This window comes from Kurthia huakuii LAM0618, assembly GCF_000505545.1.
Lineage (GTDB): Bacteria > Bacillota > Bacilli > Bacillales_A > Planococcaceae > Kurthia > Kurthia huakuii.
The window spans coordinates 613,841-630,828 of sequence record NZ_AYTB01000008.1; the positions used below are offsets into that span (position 1 = coordinate 613,841).

The 16,988-nt window shown below is 40.2% G+C and carries 17 protein-coding genes and 1 other annotated feature; of the genes, 5 read left to right on the forward strand and 12 right to left on the reverse strand.

Annotated elements, in window-relative coordinates:
• Positions 1 to 41: 41 nt before the first annotated feature.
• The 9 genes from minD to V514_RS0107495 form a co-directional block, all read right to left on the reverse strand.
• Positions 42 to 842, reverse strand: coding sequence for a septum site-determining protein MinD (gene minD / locus V514_RS0107455; protein ID WP_029499333.1), 801 nt, complete (start codon positions 840 to 842; stop codon positions 42 to 44).
• 1 nt (position 843) lies between these two features.
• On the reverse strand, positions 844 to 1,521 hold the full coding sequence (locus V514_RS0107460) for a septum site-determining protein MinC (protein WP_029499335.1): 678 nt from the start codon (positions 1,519 to 1,521) through the stop codon (positions 844 to 846).
• 24 nt (positions 1,522 to 1,545) lie between these two features.
• Positions 1,546 to 2,073 carry a rod shape-determining protein MreD gene (gene mreD, locus V514_RS0107465; RefSeq protein WP_029499336.1) on the reverse strand — a complete coding sequence of 176 codons (528 nt, stop codon included), beginning with the start codon at positions 2,071 to 2,073 and terminating at the stop codon, positions 1,546 to 1,548.
• Complete coding sequence (mreC, locus tag V514_RS0107470) at positions 2,073 to 2,990, reverse strand: rod shape-determining protein MreC (RefSeq protein WP_029499338.1); 918 nt, start codon at positions 2,988 to 2,990, stop codon at positions 2,073 to 2,075. Before mreC ends, mreD begins: the two co-directional genes overlap by 1 nt.
• Positions 2,991 to 3,003: 13 nt before the next feature.
• Positions 3,004 to 4,023, reverse strand: a complete 1,020-nt coding sequence (locus V514_RS0107475; RefSeq protein ID WP_029499339.1) for a rod shape-determining protein — start codon at positions 4,021 to 4,023, stop codon at positions 3,004 to 3,006.
• A 96-nt stretch (positions 4,024 to 4,119) separates the two neighbouring features.
• The gene (gene radC, locus V514_RS0107480) at positions 4,120 to 4,794 is read right to left on the reverse strand and encodes a RadC family protein (RefSeq protein ID WP_029499340.1); all 675 of its coding nucleotides are present in this window, start codon (positions 4,792 to 4,794) and stop codon (positions 4,120 to 4,122) included.
• Entirely contained in the window at positions 4,794 to 5,270 is a 477-nt protein-coding gene (locus V514_RS0107485) for a hypothetical protein (RefSeq protein ID WP_029499341.1), read from the reverse strand. The genes radC and V514_RS0107485 overlap by 1 nt, the downstream gene beginning before the upstream one ends.
• A gap of 179 nt (positions 5,271 to 5,449) precedes the next feature.
• On the reverse strand, positions 5,450 to 6,202 hold the full coding sequence (locus V514_RS0107490) for a hypothetical protein (RefSeq protein ID WP_029499342.1): 753 nt from the start codon (positions 6,200 to 6,202) through the stop codon (positions 5,450 to 5,452).
• A complete protein-coding gene (locus V514_RS0107495) occupies positions 6,202 to 6,801 on the reverse strand; it encodes a hypothetical protein (RefSeq protein WP_029499343.1) in 600 nt (199 codons plus the stop codon). The genes V514_RS0107490 and V514_RS0107495 overlap by 1 nt, the downstream gene beginning before the upstream one ends.
• Positions 6,802 to 7,133: 332 nt before the next feature.
• On the opposite strand from V514_RS0107495, the gene V514_RS0107500 reads away from it, so the two are divergent.
• On the forward strand, positions 7,134 to 7,574 hold the full coding sequence (locus V514_RS0107500) for a DUF2059 domain-containing protein (protein WP_029499344.1): 441 nt from the start codon (positions 7,134 to 7,136) through the stop codon (positions 7,572 to 7,574).
• A 35-nt stretch (positions 7,575 to 7,609) separates the two neighbouring features.
• A complete protein-coding gene (locus tag V514_RS0107505; RefSeq protein WP_235073181.1) occupies positions 7,610 to 9,178 on the forward strand; it encodes a hypothetical protein in 1,569 nt (522 codons plus the stop codon).
• 47 nt (positions 9,179 to 9,225) lie between these two features.
• Here the strand turns inward: V514_RS0107505 and V514_RS0107510 are convergent, their stop codons facing one another.
• Positions 9,226 to 10,482 (reverse strand): bifunctional folylpolyglutamate synthase/dihydrofolate synthase, encoded by a 1,257-nt coding sequence (locus V514_RS0107510; RefSeq protein WP_029499346.1) that lies wholly within the window; start codon positions 10,480 to 10,482, stop codon positions 9,226 to 9,228.
• Between the two features lie 79 nt (positions 10,483 to 10,561).
• Between V514_RS0107510 and V514_RS0107515 the strand changes: the two genes are divergently transcribed.
• Both V514_RS0107515 and V514_RS0107520 read left to right on the forward strand, forming a co-directional pair.
• Positions 10,562 to 11,461 carry an ATP-grasp domain-containing protein gene (locus V514_RS0107515; protein ID WP_029499347.1) on the forward strand — a complete coding sequence of 300 codons (900 nt, stop codon included), beginning with the start codon at positions 10,562 to 10,564 and terminating at the stop codon, positions 11,459 to 11,461.
• On the forward strand, positions 11,436 to 12,242 hold the full coding sequence (locus V514_RS0107520) for an ATP-grasp domain-containing protein (protein ID WP_029499348.1): 807 nt from the start codon (positions 11,436 to 11,438) through the stop codon (positions 12,240 to 12,242). The genes V514_RS0107515 and V514_RS0107520 overlap by 26 nt, the downstream gene beginning before the upstream one ends.
• A 20-nt stretch (positions 12,243 to 12,262) precedes the next feature.
• On the opposite strand, the gene V514_RS0107525 is transcribed toward V514_RS0107520, so the two are convergent.
• Complete coding sequence (locus V514_RS0107525; RefSeq protein ID WP_029499350.1) at positions 12,263 to 14,914, reverse strand: valine--tRNA ligase; 2,652 nt, start codon at positions 14,912 to 14,914, stop codon at positions 12,263 to 12,265.
• A 50-nt stretch (positions 14,915 to 14,964) separates the two neighbouring features.
• Positions 14,965 to 15,176, reverse strand: a binding site (T-box leader).
• Between the two features lie 79 nt (positions 15,177 to 15,255).
• Between V514_RS0107525 and V514_RS0107530 the strand changes: the two genes are divergently transcribed.
• Positions 15,256 to 15,648 (forward strand): VOC family protein, encoded by a 393-nt coding sequence (locus tag V514_RS0107530; RefSeq protein WP_029499351.1) that lies wholly within the window; start codon positions 15,256 to 15,258, stop codon positions 15,646 to 15,648.
• A gap of 47 nt (positions 15,649 to 15,695) precedes the next feature.
• Here V514_RS0107530 and hemL read toward each other — a convergent pair whose 3' ends face one another.
• The gene (gene hemL, locus V514_RS0107535; RefSeq protein ID WP_029499352.1) at positions 15,696 to 16,988 is read right to left on the reverse strand and encodes a glutamate-1-semialdehyde 2,1-aminomutase; all 1,293 of its coding nucleotides are present in this window, start codon (positions 16,986 to 16,988) and stop codon (positions 15,696 to 15,698) included.

Genomic DNA, 16,988 nt, shown 5'->3' on the forward strand with positions numbered 1-16,988 from the left:
AAAGGAATCGCGCCTCTGCACGATTCCTTTTTGGAGCATCATTATTTTTTGAACATCGCTTTTAATTTTGCGAAAAATCCCGGTTTTTGTTTATCTAATGTCATTAATGGCACAGATTCACCTAACACGCGACGCACGATATTGCGATAGGCTTTTGATGCCACGCTTGATGGGTCCATTACAATCGGCTCACCTTTGTTTGATGACGCAATAACATGCTCATCATCAGGGATAATACCTAACAATTCGATTGATAGGTGCGTCGTAATTTCATTCACATCAAGTGTTTCGCCGCGATCCATCATATCTGGACGGATACGGTTAATAATCAATTTCGGTGCTTCGACATTCGGTTCTTGTTCTAATAAACCAATGATACGGTCAGCATCGCGAACCGCAGAAATCTCTGGTGTTGTCACAACAATTGCTTTGTCAGCACCTGCTACAGCATTTTTATAGCCTTGTTCAATGCCAGCAGGACAATCAATTAACACAAAATCAAATTCTTGTTTCAAACCATCGACAAGTTCTTTCATTTGTTGCGGTGTCACAGCTGTTTTATCGGAAGTTTGAGCTGCTGGTAATAGGAATAACAATTCATCAAAGCGTTTGTCTTTTACAAGTGCTTGATGAACTTTACAACGACCTTCAACGACATCTACTAAGTCATAGATGATACGGTTTTCTAGCCCTAAAATAACGTCTAGGTTTCGTAAACCAATATCTGTATCGACTAAGCAAACCTTTCTTCCTTGAAGCGCCAATGCAGTACCTAAATTTGCAGAGGTTGTTGTTTTACCAACGCCCCCCTTACCAGAAGTAATTACAATAGCTTCCCCCACATTAGCTTCCTCCTTTAAACGTTGCCAAATTCGGTCGTATATTGCGTAAGTTTTGTAAACGGTCAATGACAATATGGCCATTGTCGTGTAAGTATGCACATTCCATTTCTGGTTGTTCCGATAAAATCGTCGTTTCATTCGTCATAATTTCAATGACATCATCGACCATTAAATGCGTTGCTTCAAGCCAAGAAGCGACAATCACAGCCTCGCGATTGCCTCCTTTGCCTGCATGTACGATACCCTTCACACGTCCTAGTACGAATATACTACCTGTTGCTTCCACGCGCCCGTTCGGATTGACGTCACCAATAATAACGACATCTCCTTCGATTTTCAATACTTGGCCGGAGCGCACGATACCAATATATGTAGAAGATTGATGCTTTAACACACGCTGATTACTTTCTTCAACGGTTAAAACATCACTCTTAATTTTGGAAACAGTCACATGCTGAGTCTCTTCAACAGCTTGCAATAACTGTTTAAGTTTTTCATGTGTACAATAGCGGTTTCCTAAATGAATCTGTACATCCAAATGTTCATCATCATCATGCTGCGTTACTACTTTTGTTGACTGTAAAGCATCTAGTAAATCCGCAAATCCGCACTGGTCATCCAATTTCAGCACAAGGCCTTCTTTAGTCCCCTTCATTGTCACTAGTTGCTTTGTTGCCAAACTTATACACCTCTTATTTTTAAATTATAAAATGGAACGATTCGCTCGTTGATAAGAACGATACTCTAGTAAATATTTAAAGCCGCCACCTAACAGGACAATGAAAATGACATTTGCAATCATTGTTGGAATGAGGCGTGTATTTAAAAATTGCGCAAACGATATATCTGTAAAGCTAATCAATACGAAGAATTGATACAGCGCTACTTCTAAAACCGCAATGAGCGCCAATGACAGCGTTGTTGTCACGACTAAATGTTGATGTATATATTTTACTGTAGAACCAGCGATAAAACAAATAAATGGATATAAAAACGTATAAAGACCTATGATATCAATATAGAAAATATCATTAATAAGCCCAAAAATCAGACCGTAAATCATCGCTTTCTTACGATCATAATAAATAGCCATAAAAATTAAAAACAAAATTAGAAATCGTGGCACTAAATAAATTAAATGACCATGCCACTCAATTGGTGAAAATAGAGAGAACTCAGTTTCAGCAAAAAAAAGCACGATAACAACAACAGGAATAAGATAACGTACCATTAGTTGCCAGCTCCTGTTGTACTATCTTTTGTTGCATCTTCCGCTTTGTTTGTATTGTTACCATCCACACCATCCACGGCAATGGTACCGCGTTTAGCAATGATAACATGATCAATCATTGAGAAATCTGCTGCTGGTTTAACATAGGCTAGTTTTGTTAAGCCAAAGTCGTCGGTCGACACTTTTGTTACTTCCCCAATTAAAATGCCTTTCGGGAAAATACCACCAAGGCCAGACGTTGTCACTTTGTCGCCTTTTTTCACTGAAAGCTCTGAATCCACACGTTTTAAAATTAATTCGCCACGTTTACGATCATAGCCTTCAATTAAACCATTTGTTTCTTTTTTCTTGTTTGCAATCGTTGCTGAAACACGATAATTTGTATTGCTTGTAGATAATAACTCAACTTCAGATGTTTGTGGTGTCGTTTGGACAACTTTACCAATTAAACCTTGCGCCGTAATTACAGCCATATTTAATTTAACACCATCATTAGAGCCTTGGTTTAAAATCAATTTTTCTTCCCATTGGTCCGGATTACGAGCAATAACATTTGCTTGAATTGGATCATATTTGCGCAGGCTATCTTGCTTGCCAACAAGCTTTTGCAAGCGCTTGTTTTCAACAGTCAATTCATTAACCTCCGCTTGTAATGTACCGAATTCTTCCAAGCGCGATTTTAAACGTTTATTTTCTTCATAAGTGTTAATCATCGCATCAATATCTTCAATAAATCCAGTAACATAGTTCGTTGGCTTTGCAACGATTGATTGCGCAAAGCCAACGGTGTCTTTTACGATTTTTTCAGGTAATGATGCGTTTTGTCGATCGCGTAAGGATAAGCCGATTAATGCCACGAGTAAGATTACACCAATTATTAGAAAAATAACTTTTTTTCTGTTTAAAAATTGTGGCATTACTTAAACCTCCTTATTTCGTTTGGTGACGTTTCATTAAGTCAATGTGCTCTAATGCCATACCTGTACCTGTTGCTACGCAATCTAAAGGATTTTCTGCGATAAATACCGGCATGTTTGTTTCGCCACTAATGACTTTATCTAAGTTTTTCAGAAGTGCGCCACCGCCTGTTAAGACGATACCGCGTTCCATAACGTCAGCAGATAATTCTGGTGGAGTTTGCTCTAACGTTTTCTTCACACCATCGATGATAGCTAAAATTGATTCGCGTAATGCATCAACGATTTCAATTGAAGAAATTTCGATTGTCTTTGGAAGTCCTGTCACTAGGTCGCGACCACGGATATCCATTTTTTGTTCTGGCATACCTTCTGCAGAAGCAGAACCAATTTCCATTTTGATGGCTTCAGAAGTACGTTCACCGATTGTTAAGTTATATTGCTTACGGATGTATGCAATGATTGCATGATCCATCGCATCACCTGCTACGCGTACTGATTCACTTGTTACAATACCACCTAATGAAATAACCGCTACTTCCGTTGTACCACCACCGATATCAACGACCATTGAGCCAGTAGGTTCCCAAACTGGTAAATTTGCGCCGATTGATGCTGCGAACGGTTCTTCGATTGTGAAGGCATCTTTTGCACCTGCTTGGCGTGCTGCGTCAATTACGGCACGTTGTTCAACTGATGTAATGCCATAAGGTACACAAATCATGACGTTTGGTTTTTTGAAGTTGCTGCCTGAAGCTTTCATCGCTTCTTTTAAATAATAGCTGATCATCGTTGTTGTAATTTCGAAGTCTGCAATAACGCCGTCTTTCATTGGACGAATTGCTACGATTGATCCTGGTGTACGACCAATCATATTTTTAGCATCATTACCAACTGCTACGATTTCACCTGTTTGTGTGTTCTTTGCTACTACCGATGGCTCGCGTAAAACGATCCCTTTTCCTTTAATAAATACCAATGTATTCGCTGTGCCGAGGTCAATACCGACATCTTTTCCACCTAATCCAAACACTTTTTGTTCTTCCTTTCTCTAAAGCTGTTACTTTTAACTAGCTATCTTAAAATCATACGTTTCATTATAACGAAAAATGCTGAAAAATTACAGTCTTTACATAAAACCTTTCTCTTTTAAGCTGATAAATTGATGATCGCCTATAATCACATGGTCTAAAAGCTCAATTCCTACTATTTCTCCGGCATGTTGAATTCTCTTCGTGACGTCTATATCTTCGGAGCTAGGGGTTGGGTTTCCTGACGGATGGTTATGCGCGCAAATAATGGATGCCGCAGAACGCTTCACTGCTTCACGAAAAATTTCTCGTGGATGAACGATACTTGCGTTTAAACTGCCAATAAAAATCGTTTGTTTATGAATGACCTGATTTTTAACATTTAAGTACAACACCACAAAATGTTCTTGTTTTAAAATAGTCATATCAGACATTAACAACGTTGCTGCATCATCCGGTGTGCGTATCGTCCAACGATTGTGTAATTGTTTTGCATAAACACGCCTTCCAAGCTCAGTTGCAGCTAATAGTTCGATTGCTTTCACTTCACCAATGCCATTAATTTCGATCAATTCTTCAATTGTAGCATCTTTTATGTCATGAAGCTGTTCAAAATGCGCCAATACATTCGCCGCAAGTTGTGTCACTGAAATATTTTTAATGCCTGTTCGGAAAACAATTGCTAACAACTCTTGATTTGTGAGTTGTTGCGCCCCATTTTGACGCAAACGTTCTCGCGGTTGGTCGACTGCATGCGCATCACGAATAAGCATCATGCCACCCCCACATCAAGTAGCGCTTTTAAATATCGCTGAGTATGCTTTAGCACTTCATTTATATCTTGCACTCCATCAATTATAAATGACGTTGATTCTCCTAATATATTATAACCAAAATTATATGAAAAAGGTTTCCGATAACGAATATATTTTGTAATATTTTTTGAATGGTGTTGCGTATAAAAAACTAATTCCACTGTTTTAAATATTTCAGCACGCCAAATCGCTAATGCAACGGTAATTTTATGCTGATTTAACGTGTGCTCGACAGCAGAAATAATTGAGATGGCTACTTCATTGTCGCAACGTTTTGGTGCAAGTTGCACAAGTTGATGGACAGCACGCGTATATGCATCGTCAAATGACACGTCTGAGAAACGAATACACGGTCCATATATAGGCTCAAATGGATAAGCTAACGCACGCAACACCGTTTCACTAAATGGTTGAGGATTAATTAAATACAACATCGTAACGCCTCCTTTTCGCTATCATACGAAAAGACGCCTTAGCGCGAAAAAAAGTATTGCGTATAAATTCACGTGAAAAAGTATCGATTTATGACGAATAGCTCCCAGATAGACTCATTTCTTAAAAATGCATACAAAAAGAGGCAAGCTTGATAGCCTTGCCTCTTTCACACATATTTTTATTTTGCTGTGTCAGCTTCTTCTTTTGGTGCATCTGTTGCTGGTGTTGCAGTTTCATCAACAGGCACTTCATAATAAAATGTTGTTACTTGAATTTTCGCTGCCACGATGTCTTCTGTTGTAGCATCTTCTGTATCAGGTGCTTCAAATTTTACTTTTTCAACCGTATAAATGCGCGTAGCATTTTCAAGTTGATCGATGAAATTACGTACATCTGCTTCAGAATAACCACTAACTGCTAATTGCATCGTAATCATCTTCGTATATTTCGGTAATGTACTTTCAGGAATAGCTGAAACCGGCGTCGCTTCTACTGCATATGCGGATTTTTCTTCTGCTTCTGTTAACGCCGTTGTAGCTTGTGCTTGTTTTGCTACTTTACTTTGTGCATCATATGCATTGAAGTTAAAGTTTGTAATTTGTGTTGAACTAGCAGATTCTGCTGCTTGTAAATCATCTACTAATGTATCCATAGCAGCCCCGCTCGGAATTTGTTGATTCGTTGCCACTTGTTGATTGTTTGGTTTATTTTTTGAGTCTTCTACGGATTTAATTAATTCTTCGATATCCGTTAATTGTGTTTTTACCGTTTGTAATTCTGTTTTTTGAACAGCTACCTTGTCTTCAAGGGCGTCACGTTTTTCCATTTGTGGTTTCAACATGTAATAATACAATGAAAATGCGATAGCAACCGCTACAATAACGATTAGCGCGTACAGTAGGGGTTGTTTTGATGCCTTTTCGTTATCCATTATTTAGCCCCCTCCTTCGCTTGTTGTGCTTGTTGTAGCTTATCTTTATTAAGCGTTACATTAAATACAGCTTGATAGCGTGCAGTTGAAGAGATTTCTGGTTTTGATGCTAAATCATCTTCTGCTACCGGCGTATAAGCAGCAACTTTTTCCATATCAACTGCTGTAAAGATATCGGTGTTTTGTGCTAATGTTTTTTGATATTTTGTAGCATCTTGTAACGTAGAGAAGTTCATTTTCACTTGCATGCCACTGTCATCATATGTGATACCAGTAAGTGCTGCACTGCTACCTCCATCTTTTAATAACGCTGCAAAAACAGGTGTTAATGAAATTTTTTCTTCTTTCGCAAATGCTACTGCTTCATGTAAAACAACTTCAGGTATGCGCTGCTTTTTTTCAATTGTGTCTGTTGTATGATCGATTTGTGCTGAAAGGTTTTGACTTTGTTTTTCAGCATCTTGAATATCATTATGTACTAAGAAATAATTGATACCAAAGAATAATGCGATTACTACTACAACAAAAATGCTCAAACCGAGTACCGGATTTTTCTTTTTCGGCTTCTCAGCTCGTTGCTGTGCTTCTTCTTGAGCCATGATGAATCCCTTCCTTTTCAATGTTCTTCTTAACGCGTTACAGATCTGTTAACTACATCGTTAATGATACAAATAACACGTTCGTTTTTCAAATGTTTTCCGAATGTTCTTCTCATTCCCACTAGATAGATTGCCAACTTTGATAATACTGCTTTCTGAGCCATCTCACAACAAAAAAATGAATTTTTTATTCCAAATTTTGTATAAATCCCTTATTATAATAAGTTGGAGTCGTTTTCTTCAGCAAAATGAGTTGTTTAACGTCTTAAAAACGCTTATCATTAAAGCGTTAACGTCAGACTACTTTCTCAAATAGAAAGAAGGGTACATAAATGGAAGGAAAAATGATAAAATTCTTGGCTGCTATCATACTGGCACTAGTCTTTACATTCGTTGTCGTCCATCATAATCAAACGATTGCGGCACACGATGAAGAAGTAGCTAGCTATGCAGATGCGACCGCAGATGCAGATCGTGAACTGACAACTATGAATAAAAATGCCACGCAGTACCGTTCGTCGGACCGACAAAAAGCACTTGAGGAACTCGGTTACGAACGCGTACTCAATTATGCAGAGGATGCGATTACAATGGTGCGCCTTGAAGCATCTAAAGACCGCACGTATGCTGTCACGCTAAAGCCAAGTAATTACACTGGATTATCGCATGCTATTTTAACGGTCTATGACGGTCAAAGTACAACATTAAATCCAACAAAATTAACCGAAAAAACAACAATTGAAACCGTTATTTCGTGGAAAAACGGTTATTAATACGCGTCGAGAGGTGATTAGGAACCATGAAGAAGATGAAAAAAAGTTCTCTCGCTTTGCTCGTAGTAGCGACCGCTATTATTATTTGTGCCATCGCCTTTTTATTTATTGAGCAATCCAATGCGAAAGAACAGGCGAAAAAAATGGAAGCATTAGATACGGCGTCGCGCAACATCGCTGAAGCCGGTCTTGCAACAACGCGCGCAGAATTAACGCAGCTCGTTAAACAAGCTTATGATGACACGATGGCGCGTTACGACCAATTATCTGCTACAGATAAAAAAGGGTTTGAAGTCGATAACATGTTTTATGCACGTGCAGAAGCATTGTTAAAAAATCGCCTTGGAAAAGAAGTGACGGCGAGCGACTATGAATTAGTACGTGGCGAACAACCAACATCCGAAACAGTTTTAACGCATGTGGATGGTCAACACTACACTTTAACGGCGACAGGGACCATTGCTGACACGTCAGCAACGGTCTCACAAGATTACACGTTGTCATTAAAAGTACCGGTGACAAAAACAAATGATATTTACAACTATCAATATGCTGTCCATGCAACAAATCAAATTGTCGTACAACAAGGTTCCAAAGTTGTTGGAAACTTAGCAACGGCGAAAACGAGCAATATTACTGTTGACAGCGCTAGTTGCCAATACTTACAAAACAGCAGTGGTTATTATAATGAATGTTATAACGACGGCAATACCGATGCTTCACCACTGAAAATGCGTAATGCACAAAGCTTTAAAACATATTTACCATCGTTCCCGAAAAAAGATTTACAAGCGTTTGCTGCGCTACCCATTCCTACTGAAAACTTATATTTACCAATTCCTGAAGCAGATCAATATAAAGAAGTAACCGAAGAAGATGGCACTGTACGCAAAGTGAAGAAAACAGATGCCGAATTGGAGTTACTAAAAAAGTATTATTATAAAGATGGCGTGCTATCCATGAATAGCACAACACAGGAAATGTTTACGACAGCGAAACCATTTAGCTTTAGTGAATCTGAAGTGCATATACGTGAATTAACAGTCGATGGCATTAATGCTGTCATTGATATTGGCGATAGCGACCAAGTTATCCGTGCAGAGCGCGTTACACTGCAAAATGGTGCTACATTAACAATTAAAGGCGCTGGTTCTTTCAAACTGTATGTGAAAAACTTTGGTGCCACAAATGGTGAAATCGTCGCTGAAGATAAAGCTTCTATTGAAACGTATTTAGACGGTAAAGAAGCGTTAACGTTCGATGAGCAGTTTAAAGCGCCGGGTTTATTTTATGTTCGTGCAGCACATGTAACATTACCAGCAAGCGGTGGCTTTGAAGGCAATATTATTACCGGTGCGCAACGCTTAACATTTAATGGCGGCGAAAATACTACGAAACAATTAATTTTAGCACCAAAAGCAACGGTTTCATTGAAAAATAATACCGTATTCCATGGTGCGATTATCGCAAAAAATGTTTACATTGAAGAGTCAACACTGCTATTTGCGAAACCAACTGACCCTGTTCCAATTCCGTTAGCAGTTGAACAATTTGATACACCGATTCAACTTGTCGAAACGAGCAATATTACAGTAAAAAAATAATAAAAAAAGCCGTAAACACTATATGATGTGCTTACGGCTTTTTTTATTTATTGAGCACGAAATACTTCTTGTAGTGTATGACGCCATTGCGCTAATAAATAAAGCGAACCCGTCATAATCACAATGCCTGGCTCTTTTCGTTTTTCTAACACCGCTTCTAACGCATTACCGGATATATGTTTATGCGCCGCTTGACTATGCGCCAATAATTTTTCAGCTGGCATAAGGCGATGTTGTTCACGCTCAACTTCTACAAACGTAAAATCGTCGCACACTTGTTCAAGCTCTCGCAATACACCATCAACATCTTTATCGCGTAAAATGCCCATCACAATATGAATTGGCGTATCGGGGTAAAGTTCTGCAATTGTTTTACGAAGTGAGGCCGCACTCGCAGGATTATGTGCGCCATCTAAGAACACATTTTTCGCCAATTGCTCAAAGCGCCCTGCCACAGCAGCGGTTGCGATGGCTTGTCGCACAGCATCGTCATGAATTGTTTTTGATAATTTTTGTGCCACTTCGATAAATGCTGTAATCGCTAGCGCCATATTATGTCGCTGATGTGCGCCTTTTAAATTGCGCGTCAAATTATTAATTTCTAATAGTCCTTGCACATACGTATCACCAATCAGCGCTTCAAAATCGACGCCATCCACGCGCATCGTCACCTCGTGCTTAATCGCCTCTTCCTGTACCACATCAAATGCTTCATGTGGTACCTCGCCAATGACCGCAACAGCATTTGGCTTCAAAATGCCGGCCTTATGATACGCGATTTTTTCCAATGTATCCCCTAAAAAATTCGTATGCTCTAGCGCAATACTCGGAATAATCGATACGATTGGTCGAACGACATTCGTGCTATCAAAACGTCCGCCCATACCCGCTTCAACAATCGCAATGTCCGGCTTGTACAATCTACACGCCATAAAGGCAGCCGCTGTCAGTAATTCAAAATCTGTCAATAAGCCGCTAATCCCCGCTTCTTTTAATTCGCTGAAAATAGCATCCATTTGAAATGGTGCGAGTGGTCCATTATTAATACTAATTTGATCATGAACGTCTTCAATACATGGTGATGTAAACGTCAATGTTTTTAAATCATGCGCACGACAAATCGCTTCAAGCATCGCAATTGTCGAGCCTTTGCCATTTGTCCCGGCAACATGGACAACCGGCACACTCAACTCTGGATGACCGAGCAGCTCCATTGCTTGTTCAATCGCTTCTAATCCCGGCTTAATCTCATCGCTACTGTCTACATTAAAACGTTGTTTATAGCTATCAAAACCTACTATCATACGCTCTCCCCCTTGCTATTCAATTCAATTTTTTCATGCTACACTTATTATATACCATTTCTCGTTGGAGGCTTTAATCGTGAAAAAAACTTGTTGGATTATTTACAACGGTAGTCTTGTGGCTGATAAATTCGTAGACCAAGCTCGCTTAATGGCAGAGGCTTGCACACACCACAATGTCGAACCAATCATTTATAAAAACTATGAAATCCCGATGACATTACATGCACCACTCGATGTCAAACCAGACTTTGTTATCTTCTTAGATAAAGATATTTTATTAGCAACGTACTTAAAAAATCAAGGCATTCCGATATTTAATGACCCTGATGTTATTGAAACATGTGATAATAAGGCCAAGCAATATATTCAACTCGCACAAGCGAATATCCCAATGCCAAAAACGATTGTCGCACCGAAAGTGTACCCGAAATTTACGATAAAACAGAGTGGCTACTTTGAAGGCGTCCTTGAAGCACTTGGCTTGCCAATGATTATTAAAGAAGGGCATGGCTCATTTGGTATGAAAGTGTATTTAATCGACACGGCCGAACAGTTTTTCGAAAAAGTAGAAGCGCTACGTGGCGTTGATTTCGTGTTCCAAGAATTTATCGCTTCTAGTAAAGGGCGTGACGTGCGTGTCAATACGATTGGCGATGACGTCGTGGCGGCAATGTACCGTCACTCTGAAACAGACTTCCGCGCAAATGTTACAAATGGTGGCACAGCAGAAGCTGTTATTTTAACAGAAGCACAAAAAGCTGTCGCATTGCGCGCAGCAAAAGCAGTTGGTGCCGCATTTGCTGGCGTTGACTTATTATTTGGTCCTAATGAAGAACCAATTGTTTGCGAGGTCAATGCAGCAAGCCATATTCGCAACATTTACAACGTTACGGGCATCAATGTTGGTGACCGCTTCGTTGAATACATTTTACACGAATTGGAGGCCAGCCATGAAGCAGGCGTATCTTCTCTATAGTGAAGCCGATGCGGCAACAAATCAGGCGTTTATTAAACAACTACGGCAAGCGGGATTGCAACATAACGTCCAGCTAACGTTACTCATTGAAGAACAACACGACATCATCAATGAAACGAGCGATGCGCTATTTATTTGGAATCGCACGCGCAATGCTGCTATCGCCAAACAATTAGAACAATTAGGGCGCCGCGTCATTAATCGTAGCGAGGTCAACTTTATTGCTAATGATAAATTACGTGCGATGCAACTCGCTATTTTACAAGGCGTGCCAACCGTACCACGTATTTTAGAACAACATCTAGCGGACGAGCATTTCCCACTCATCGTTAAATCAACATCTGGCCATGGTGGGAGCGAAGTATTCAAATGCGATACACGCGAAGAATTTGAGCAAGCAAAAGCAAAGCTCGACAACTATTTGATTGAGCCTTATATCGATACAAAAGCGAGTGATGTGCGCGTTTGGATGATTGGCGAGACAATTATTGGCGCGGTAAAACGTACCGGTGCCCCAGGTGATTTCCGTTCGAATTACACGCTCGGTGGCTCGATTGAAAAATTCGACTTAAACGCCGAACAGCGCGATTACGTAGAGCGCATTCAAAAGGCCATTAAGAGCGATTATATCGGCATTGATTTTTTACATGTTACACGCGACCACCTACTCTTTAATGAAATGGAAGACCCCGTTGGCGCACGCTCGTATTATGAGCTATTTGATGAAGACTTAACCGAACTGTTATGGCAACATCTGCTAAAAAAAGCGGACACCTTGTAAGGGGTGCCCGCTTTTTTATGTTACATTTCTTTTAATTCAGCAATACGTTTTTGAACCGTTGCTTGTTTTTCCAAGTAATCGGCTTCTTTTTCGCGTTCTTTCGCAACAACTGCTTCTGGTGCACTTGCGACGAATTTTTCGTTGTTCAATTTGCCTTGAACACGTTTTACTTCTTTTGTCCATTTGTCTAATTCTTTTTCAAGACGTGCTACTTCATCTTCAACGTTAATTAAACCTTTTAATGGTAAGAATAGTTCTGCACCTGAAACAACAGCCGACATCGTTTTGCCTTCTGGTTCAACATTTAAACCAACTGTTAATGTTTCTGGGTTACAGAATTTTTCGATATATGATTTATTCGCTTCAAGTACGGCAAGTTCCGCATCTGTTTTCGCAGAGATGAACATTGGTACTTGTTTGCTCATTGGCGTATTTACTTCTGCACGAATGTTACGCACCGCATGAATAATATCCATTAATAATTGCATGTTTTTCGCTTCTTCTTCGAAATGAAGATCTTCGCGCACTGTTGGCCATGCAGCGTTAACGATTGTGTCGCCTTCGTGTGGTAAGTGTTGCCAAATTTCTTCTGTAATAAATGGCATTAATGGGTGTAATAGACGCATTGTGTTGTCTAATACGTATGCTAATACCGAACGTGTTGTTTTCTTCGCTGCTTCATCTTCACCGTATAATGGTAGTTTCGCCATTTCGATGTACCATGAACAGAAATCATCCCAGATGAAGTTGTTTAAATAACGACCTACTTCACCAAATTCGTATTTATCAGCAAGCTCCGTTACTTTTTCAATCGTGTCATTTAAGCGTGTTAAAATCCATTTGTCGGCTACTGATTTTTCGCCTGTTAAATCGATTTCGTCATAGGTCATGCCATCCATGTTCATTAATGCGAAACGAGAGGCATTCCAAATTTTATTTGAGAAGTTCCATACGGCTTCTACTTTTTCAGTTGTGTAACGTAAATCTTGGCCTGGAGATGAACCTGTTGCTAAGAAGAAACGTAATGAATCGGCACCGTATTCAGCGATAACATCCATTGGGTCCACACCGTTACCAAGCGATTTCGACATTTTTCGGCCTTCTCCGTCACGTACTAAACCGTGGATTAATACGTCTTCAAATGGACGTTCACCTGTGAATTCAAGCGATTGGAAAATCATACGAGAAACCCAGAAGAAGATAATGTCATAACCTGTAACAAGCGCACCTGTTGGGAAGTAGCGTTTGAAATCTTCTGCTTCCGCATCCGGCCAGCCCATTGTAGAGAACGGCCATAAAGCAGATGAGAACCACGTATCTAATACGTCGTTGTCGCGTGTCCAATTTTCTTCGTCTGCAGGTGCTTCTTTGCCTACATATAATTCGCCTGTTTCATTATGATACCAAGCTGGGATTTGGTGACCCCACCATAATTGACGAGAAATACACCAGTCATGAACGTTTTCCATCCAACGTGTGTACGTGTTTTCGAAACGTTGTGGTACGAAGTTTACTTTTTCATTTTCTTTTTGTTGTAGCGCTAATGCTTCTTTCGCCAGTGGTTCCATTTTTACGAACCATTGTTTAGAAAGATACGGTTCAACGACTGCACCAGAACGTTCAGAGTGACCTACTGAGTGTAAGTGGTCAACGATTTTGATTAATACACCTTGTGCTTGTAAATCTTTCACGATTTCTTTGCGGCATTCAAAACGATCCATACCCGCATATTTGCCCGCTTTATCGTTCATTGTACCGTCACCGTTCATGACCATAATGCGCTCTAAGTTGTGGCGTTCACCAACTTCAAAGTCATTCGGGTCATGCGCTGGTGTCATTTTTACAACACCTGTACCAAATTCCATGTCTACATAGTCATCTGCTACGATTGGTAATTCGCGACCTACGATTGGTAAAATGGCTGTTTTACCGACTAAGTGTGCATAACGTTCGTCGTTTGGATTTACGGCGATACCTGAGTCACCAAGCATTGTTTCTGGACGAGTTGTCGCGATTTCAACTTTTTCATCGCTATCTTTAATTTGATATTCCATATGGTAAAATGCACCTTGAACATCTTTGTAAATTACTTCGATATCCGACAATGCTGTTTGAGCTGCTGGGTCCCAGTTGATGATGCGTTCGCCGCGGTAGATTAAGCCTTTTTCGTAAAGTTTTACGAATACTTCTTTCACCGCATCTGATAAACCGTCATCTAATGTGAAACGTTCGCGAGAATAATCTAGCGCTAAACCTAATTTAGACCACTGCGCGCGGATTGTAGACGCGTATTCTTCTTTCCATTCCCATGTTTTTTCTAAGAATTTTTCACGGCCAAGATCGTAGCGTGAGATGCCTTGTTCACGTAATTTCGCTTCTACTTTTGCTTGTGTGGCAATACCTGCATGGTCCATACCTGGTAACCATAGCGCATCGTAGCCTTGCATGCGTTTCATACGGATTAAAATATCTTGCAATGTTGTATCCCATGCGTGACCTAAGTGTAATTTACCTGTTACGTTTGGCGGTGGAATGACGATTGAATACGGTTCTTTGCCGCTTTCTGGATGTGCTTTAAAGCAATCTTTTTGTAACCACCATTCATAACGACCGTCTTCGATTGCTTGTGGATCGTATTTCGTTGGCATTGAAATGTTTTGTTGTTCTGTCATAAGTACGCCTCCTAATTTTATGCATAAAAAAAAGCCTCTTCATTCCTTCACATAAGGACGAGAGATCTTCGCGGTACCACCTTACTTCTAGCAATTTGCTAGCAGCTTCATTCGACATAACGGCTCGGTACCGGTTTTTGCTACTATGAGTTCACAAAAACTGCTCTAGGGCTACATTCAAGCATCTACTTGAGGAACTTTCACCAACCGTTCCCTCTCTAACAAGTAGGAGTGCTCTACTCCTCCCCTTCATCGCATTGTATTTAGCTTCAACTCATTGTAACGAATTTATTTCCCTTTTTCAAGTATTTCTGTTATGTTGGAAATAAGAGGTGATAAGCATGAAACGATTCATTCATCATATTTGTATTCAGACAAATGACTATTCCGCATCGAAACATTTCTATGAGACGCTCGGCTTCACGCTTGCCAAAGAAACGCAAGGTTTTCATTTGCGCGATTACAACAGCTGGTTGAAAATGGACCATTTCTACATCGAGCTACAAACAGCAAAACAAGGTGAATTGCTACGCGACTTTTCAAAGCACTCTGCAGGACCTGTTCACTTCTGCTTATATATTGAAGATCTTGAAAAAGAAGTGTCACGTCTACAAGTACTTGGCGTGCCATTTGCGAAAAAAAATGGCCAAGTATTGTATGATGTCGAAGGAAGTCATCTTGCAAAAGTGGTCGCACCAGAAGGCACGATTATCGAATTACGTGATTCATTTTAATAAAAAAAGAGGACGCCGCATATCATGTGCAGCGTCCCCTTTTTTTATTAACGGCGTAATTGTTTAAATACTTTTTGGAATGCCGCAACCGTTTGATCGATATGTGCTTCCGTATGCGCTGTTGACATAAAGACACCTTCAAATTGTGAAGGTGGAAGGAAAATACCTTCTTGTGCCATTAAGCCATAATATTCAGCGAATAACGCTAAATCGGCTGTTTTCGCTGTCTCAAAGTTAATTACTTGTTCATTCGTTAAGAAGTAACCAATCATTGAACCCGCGCGGTTAACCGTGTGCGGAATGTTATACGTTTCGGCCGCTTCACGGAAACCTTGCTCTAAACGGTCACCTAATTGTTCAAAGTAAACATATGATTCAGGTGTTAAACGGTTAATTGTTTCTAAACCGGCTGTCATCGCTAATGGGTTACCTGATAATGTACCTGCTTGATAAACCGGACCCGCTGGCGCGATTTGTTCCATAATATCGAGGCGACCACCGAATGCACCGACCGGTAGACCTCCGCCAATTACTTTACCTAAACACGTCAGGTCAGGTGTCACGCCGTAATAGCCTTGTGCTGAGTTAAAGCCAACGCGGAAACCTGTCATTACTTCATCAAAAATTAATAATGAACCGGCTTTTGTTGTCATATCACGTAAGCCTTCTAAGAAACCTGGTAGCGGTGGTACACACCCCATATTCCCTGCTACAGGTTCTACGATAACAGCAGCGATCTCTTCACCGTAATGTTCAAATACTAATTTCACTGATTCTAAATCGTTGTATGGCACTGTTAACGTGTTTTGCGCAATGCCCATTGGCACGCCAGGACTATCTGGTAAACCAAGCGTTGCCACGCCTGAACCCGCTTTAATTAATAATGAATCACTATGACCATGGTATGAACCTTCAAATTTGACGATTTTATCACGACCTGTGAAACCACGTGCTAAGCGAATCGCTGATAATGTTGCTTCTGTCCCAGAGTTCACCATACGCACCATGTCAACAGATGGCACACGTTTGATGACTTCTTTTGCTAAGTCATTTTCAACAGCAGTTGATGCACCGAAGCTTGTACCTTGCGCTGCAACGTCTTGAATTGCTTGAATAACATTTGGTTCAGCGTGACCTAAAATAAGTGGACCCCATGATAACACATAGTCAATGTAGTCATTGCCATCAACGTCTGTGATGATAGCTCCTTTACCATGGTCCATAACAATCGGCGCTTGGTTTACGGCTTTAAAAGCACGGACAGGTGAGTTGACGCCACCTGGCATTAAGTTAACGGCTTCTTCATAAATAGCTTTTGATTTATCGAACGAACGAGTCAT

Excerpts from the sequence above, each read along its gene's own strand:
- hemL (WP_029499352.1), bottom strand. The coding sequence starts at position 16,988 with ATGACTCGTTCGTTCGATAAATCAAAAGCTATTTATGAAGAAGCCGTT.
- V514_RS0107520 (WP_029499348.1), top strand. The coding sequence starts at position 11,436 with ATGAAGCAGGCGTATCTTCTCTATAGTGAAGCCGATGCGGCAACAAAT.
- V514_RS0107500 (WP_029499344.1), top strand. The coding sequence starts at position 7,134 with ATGGAAGGAAAAATGATAAAATTCTTGGCTGCTATCATACTGGCACTA.
- V514_RS0107495 (WP_029499343.1), bottom strand. The coding sequence starts at position 6,801 with ATGGCTCAAGAAGAAGCACAGCAACGAGCTGAGAAGCCGAAAAAGAAA.
- mreD (WP_029499336.1), bottom strand. The coding sequence starts at position 2,073 with ATGGTACGTTATCTTATTCCTGTTGTTGTTATCGTGCTTTTTTTTGCT.
- V514_RS0107485 (WP_029499341.1), bottom strand. The coding sequence starts at position 5,270 with ATGTTGTATTTAATTAATCCTCAACCATTTAGTGAAACGGTGTTGCGT.
- V514_RS0107505 (WP_235073181.1), top strand. The coding sequence starts at position 7,610 with ATGAAAAAAAGTTCTCTCGCTTTGCTCGTAGTAGCGACCGCTATTATT.
- V514_RS0107525 (WP_029499350.1), bottom strand. The coding sequence starts at position 14,914 with ATGACAGAACAACAAAACATTTCAATGCCAACGAAATACGATCCACAA.
- V514_RS0107510 (WP_029499346.1), bottom strand. The coding sequence starts at position 10,482 with ATGATAGTAGGTTTTGATAGCTATAAACAACGTTTTAATGTAGACAGT.
- V514_RS0107490 (WP_029499342.1), bottom strand. The coding sequence starts at position 6,202 with ATGGATAACGAAAAGGCATCAAAACAACCCCTACTGTACGCGCTAATC.
- mreC (WP_029499338.1), bottom strand. The coding sequence starts at position 2,990 with ATGCCACAATTTTTAAACAGAAAAAAAGTTATTTTTCTAATAATTGGT.
- radC (WP_029499340.1), bottom strand. The coding sequence starts at position 4,794 with ATGCTTATTCGTGATGCGCATGCAGTCGACCAACCGCGAGAACGTTTG.
- V514_RS0107530 (WP_029499351.1), top strand. The coding sequence starts at position 15,256 with ATGAAACGATTCATTCATCATATTTGTATTCAGACAAATGACTATTCC.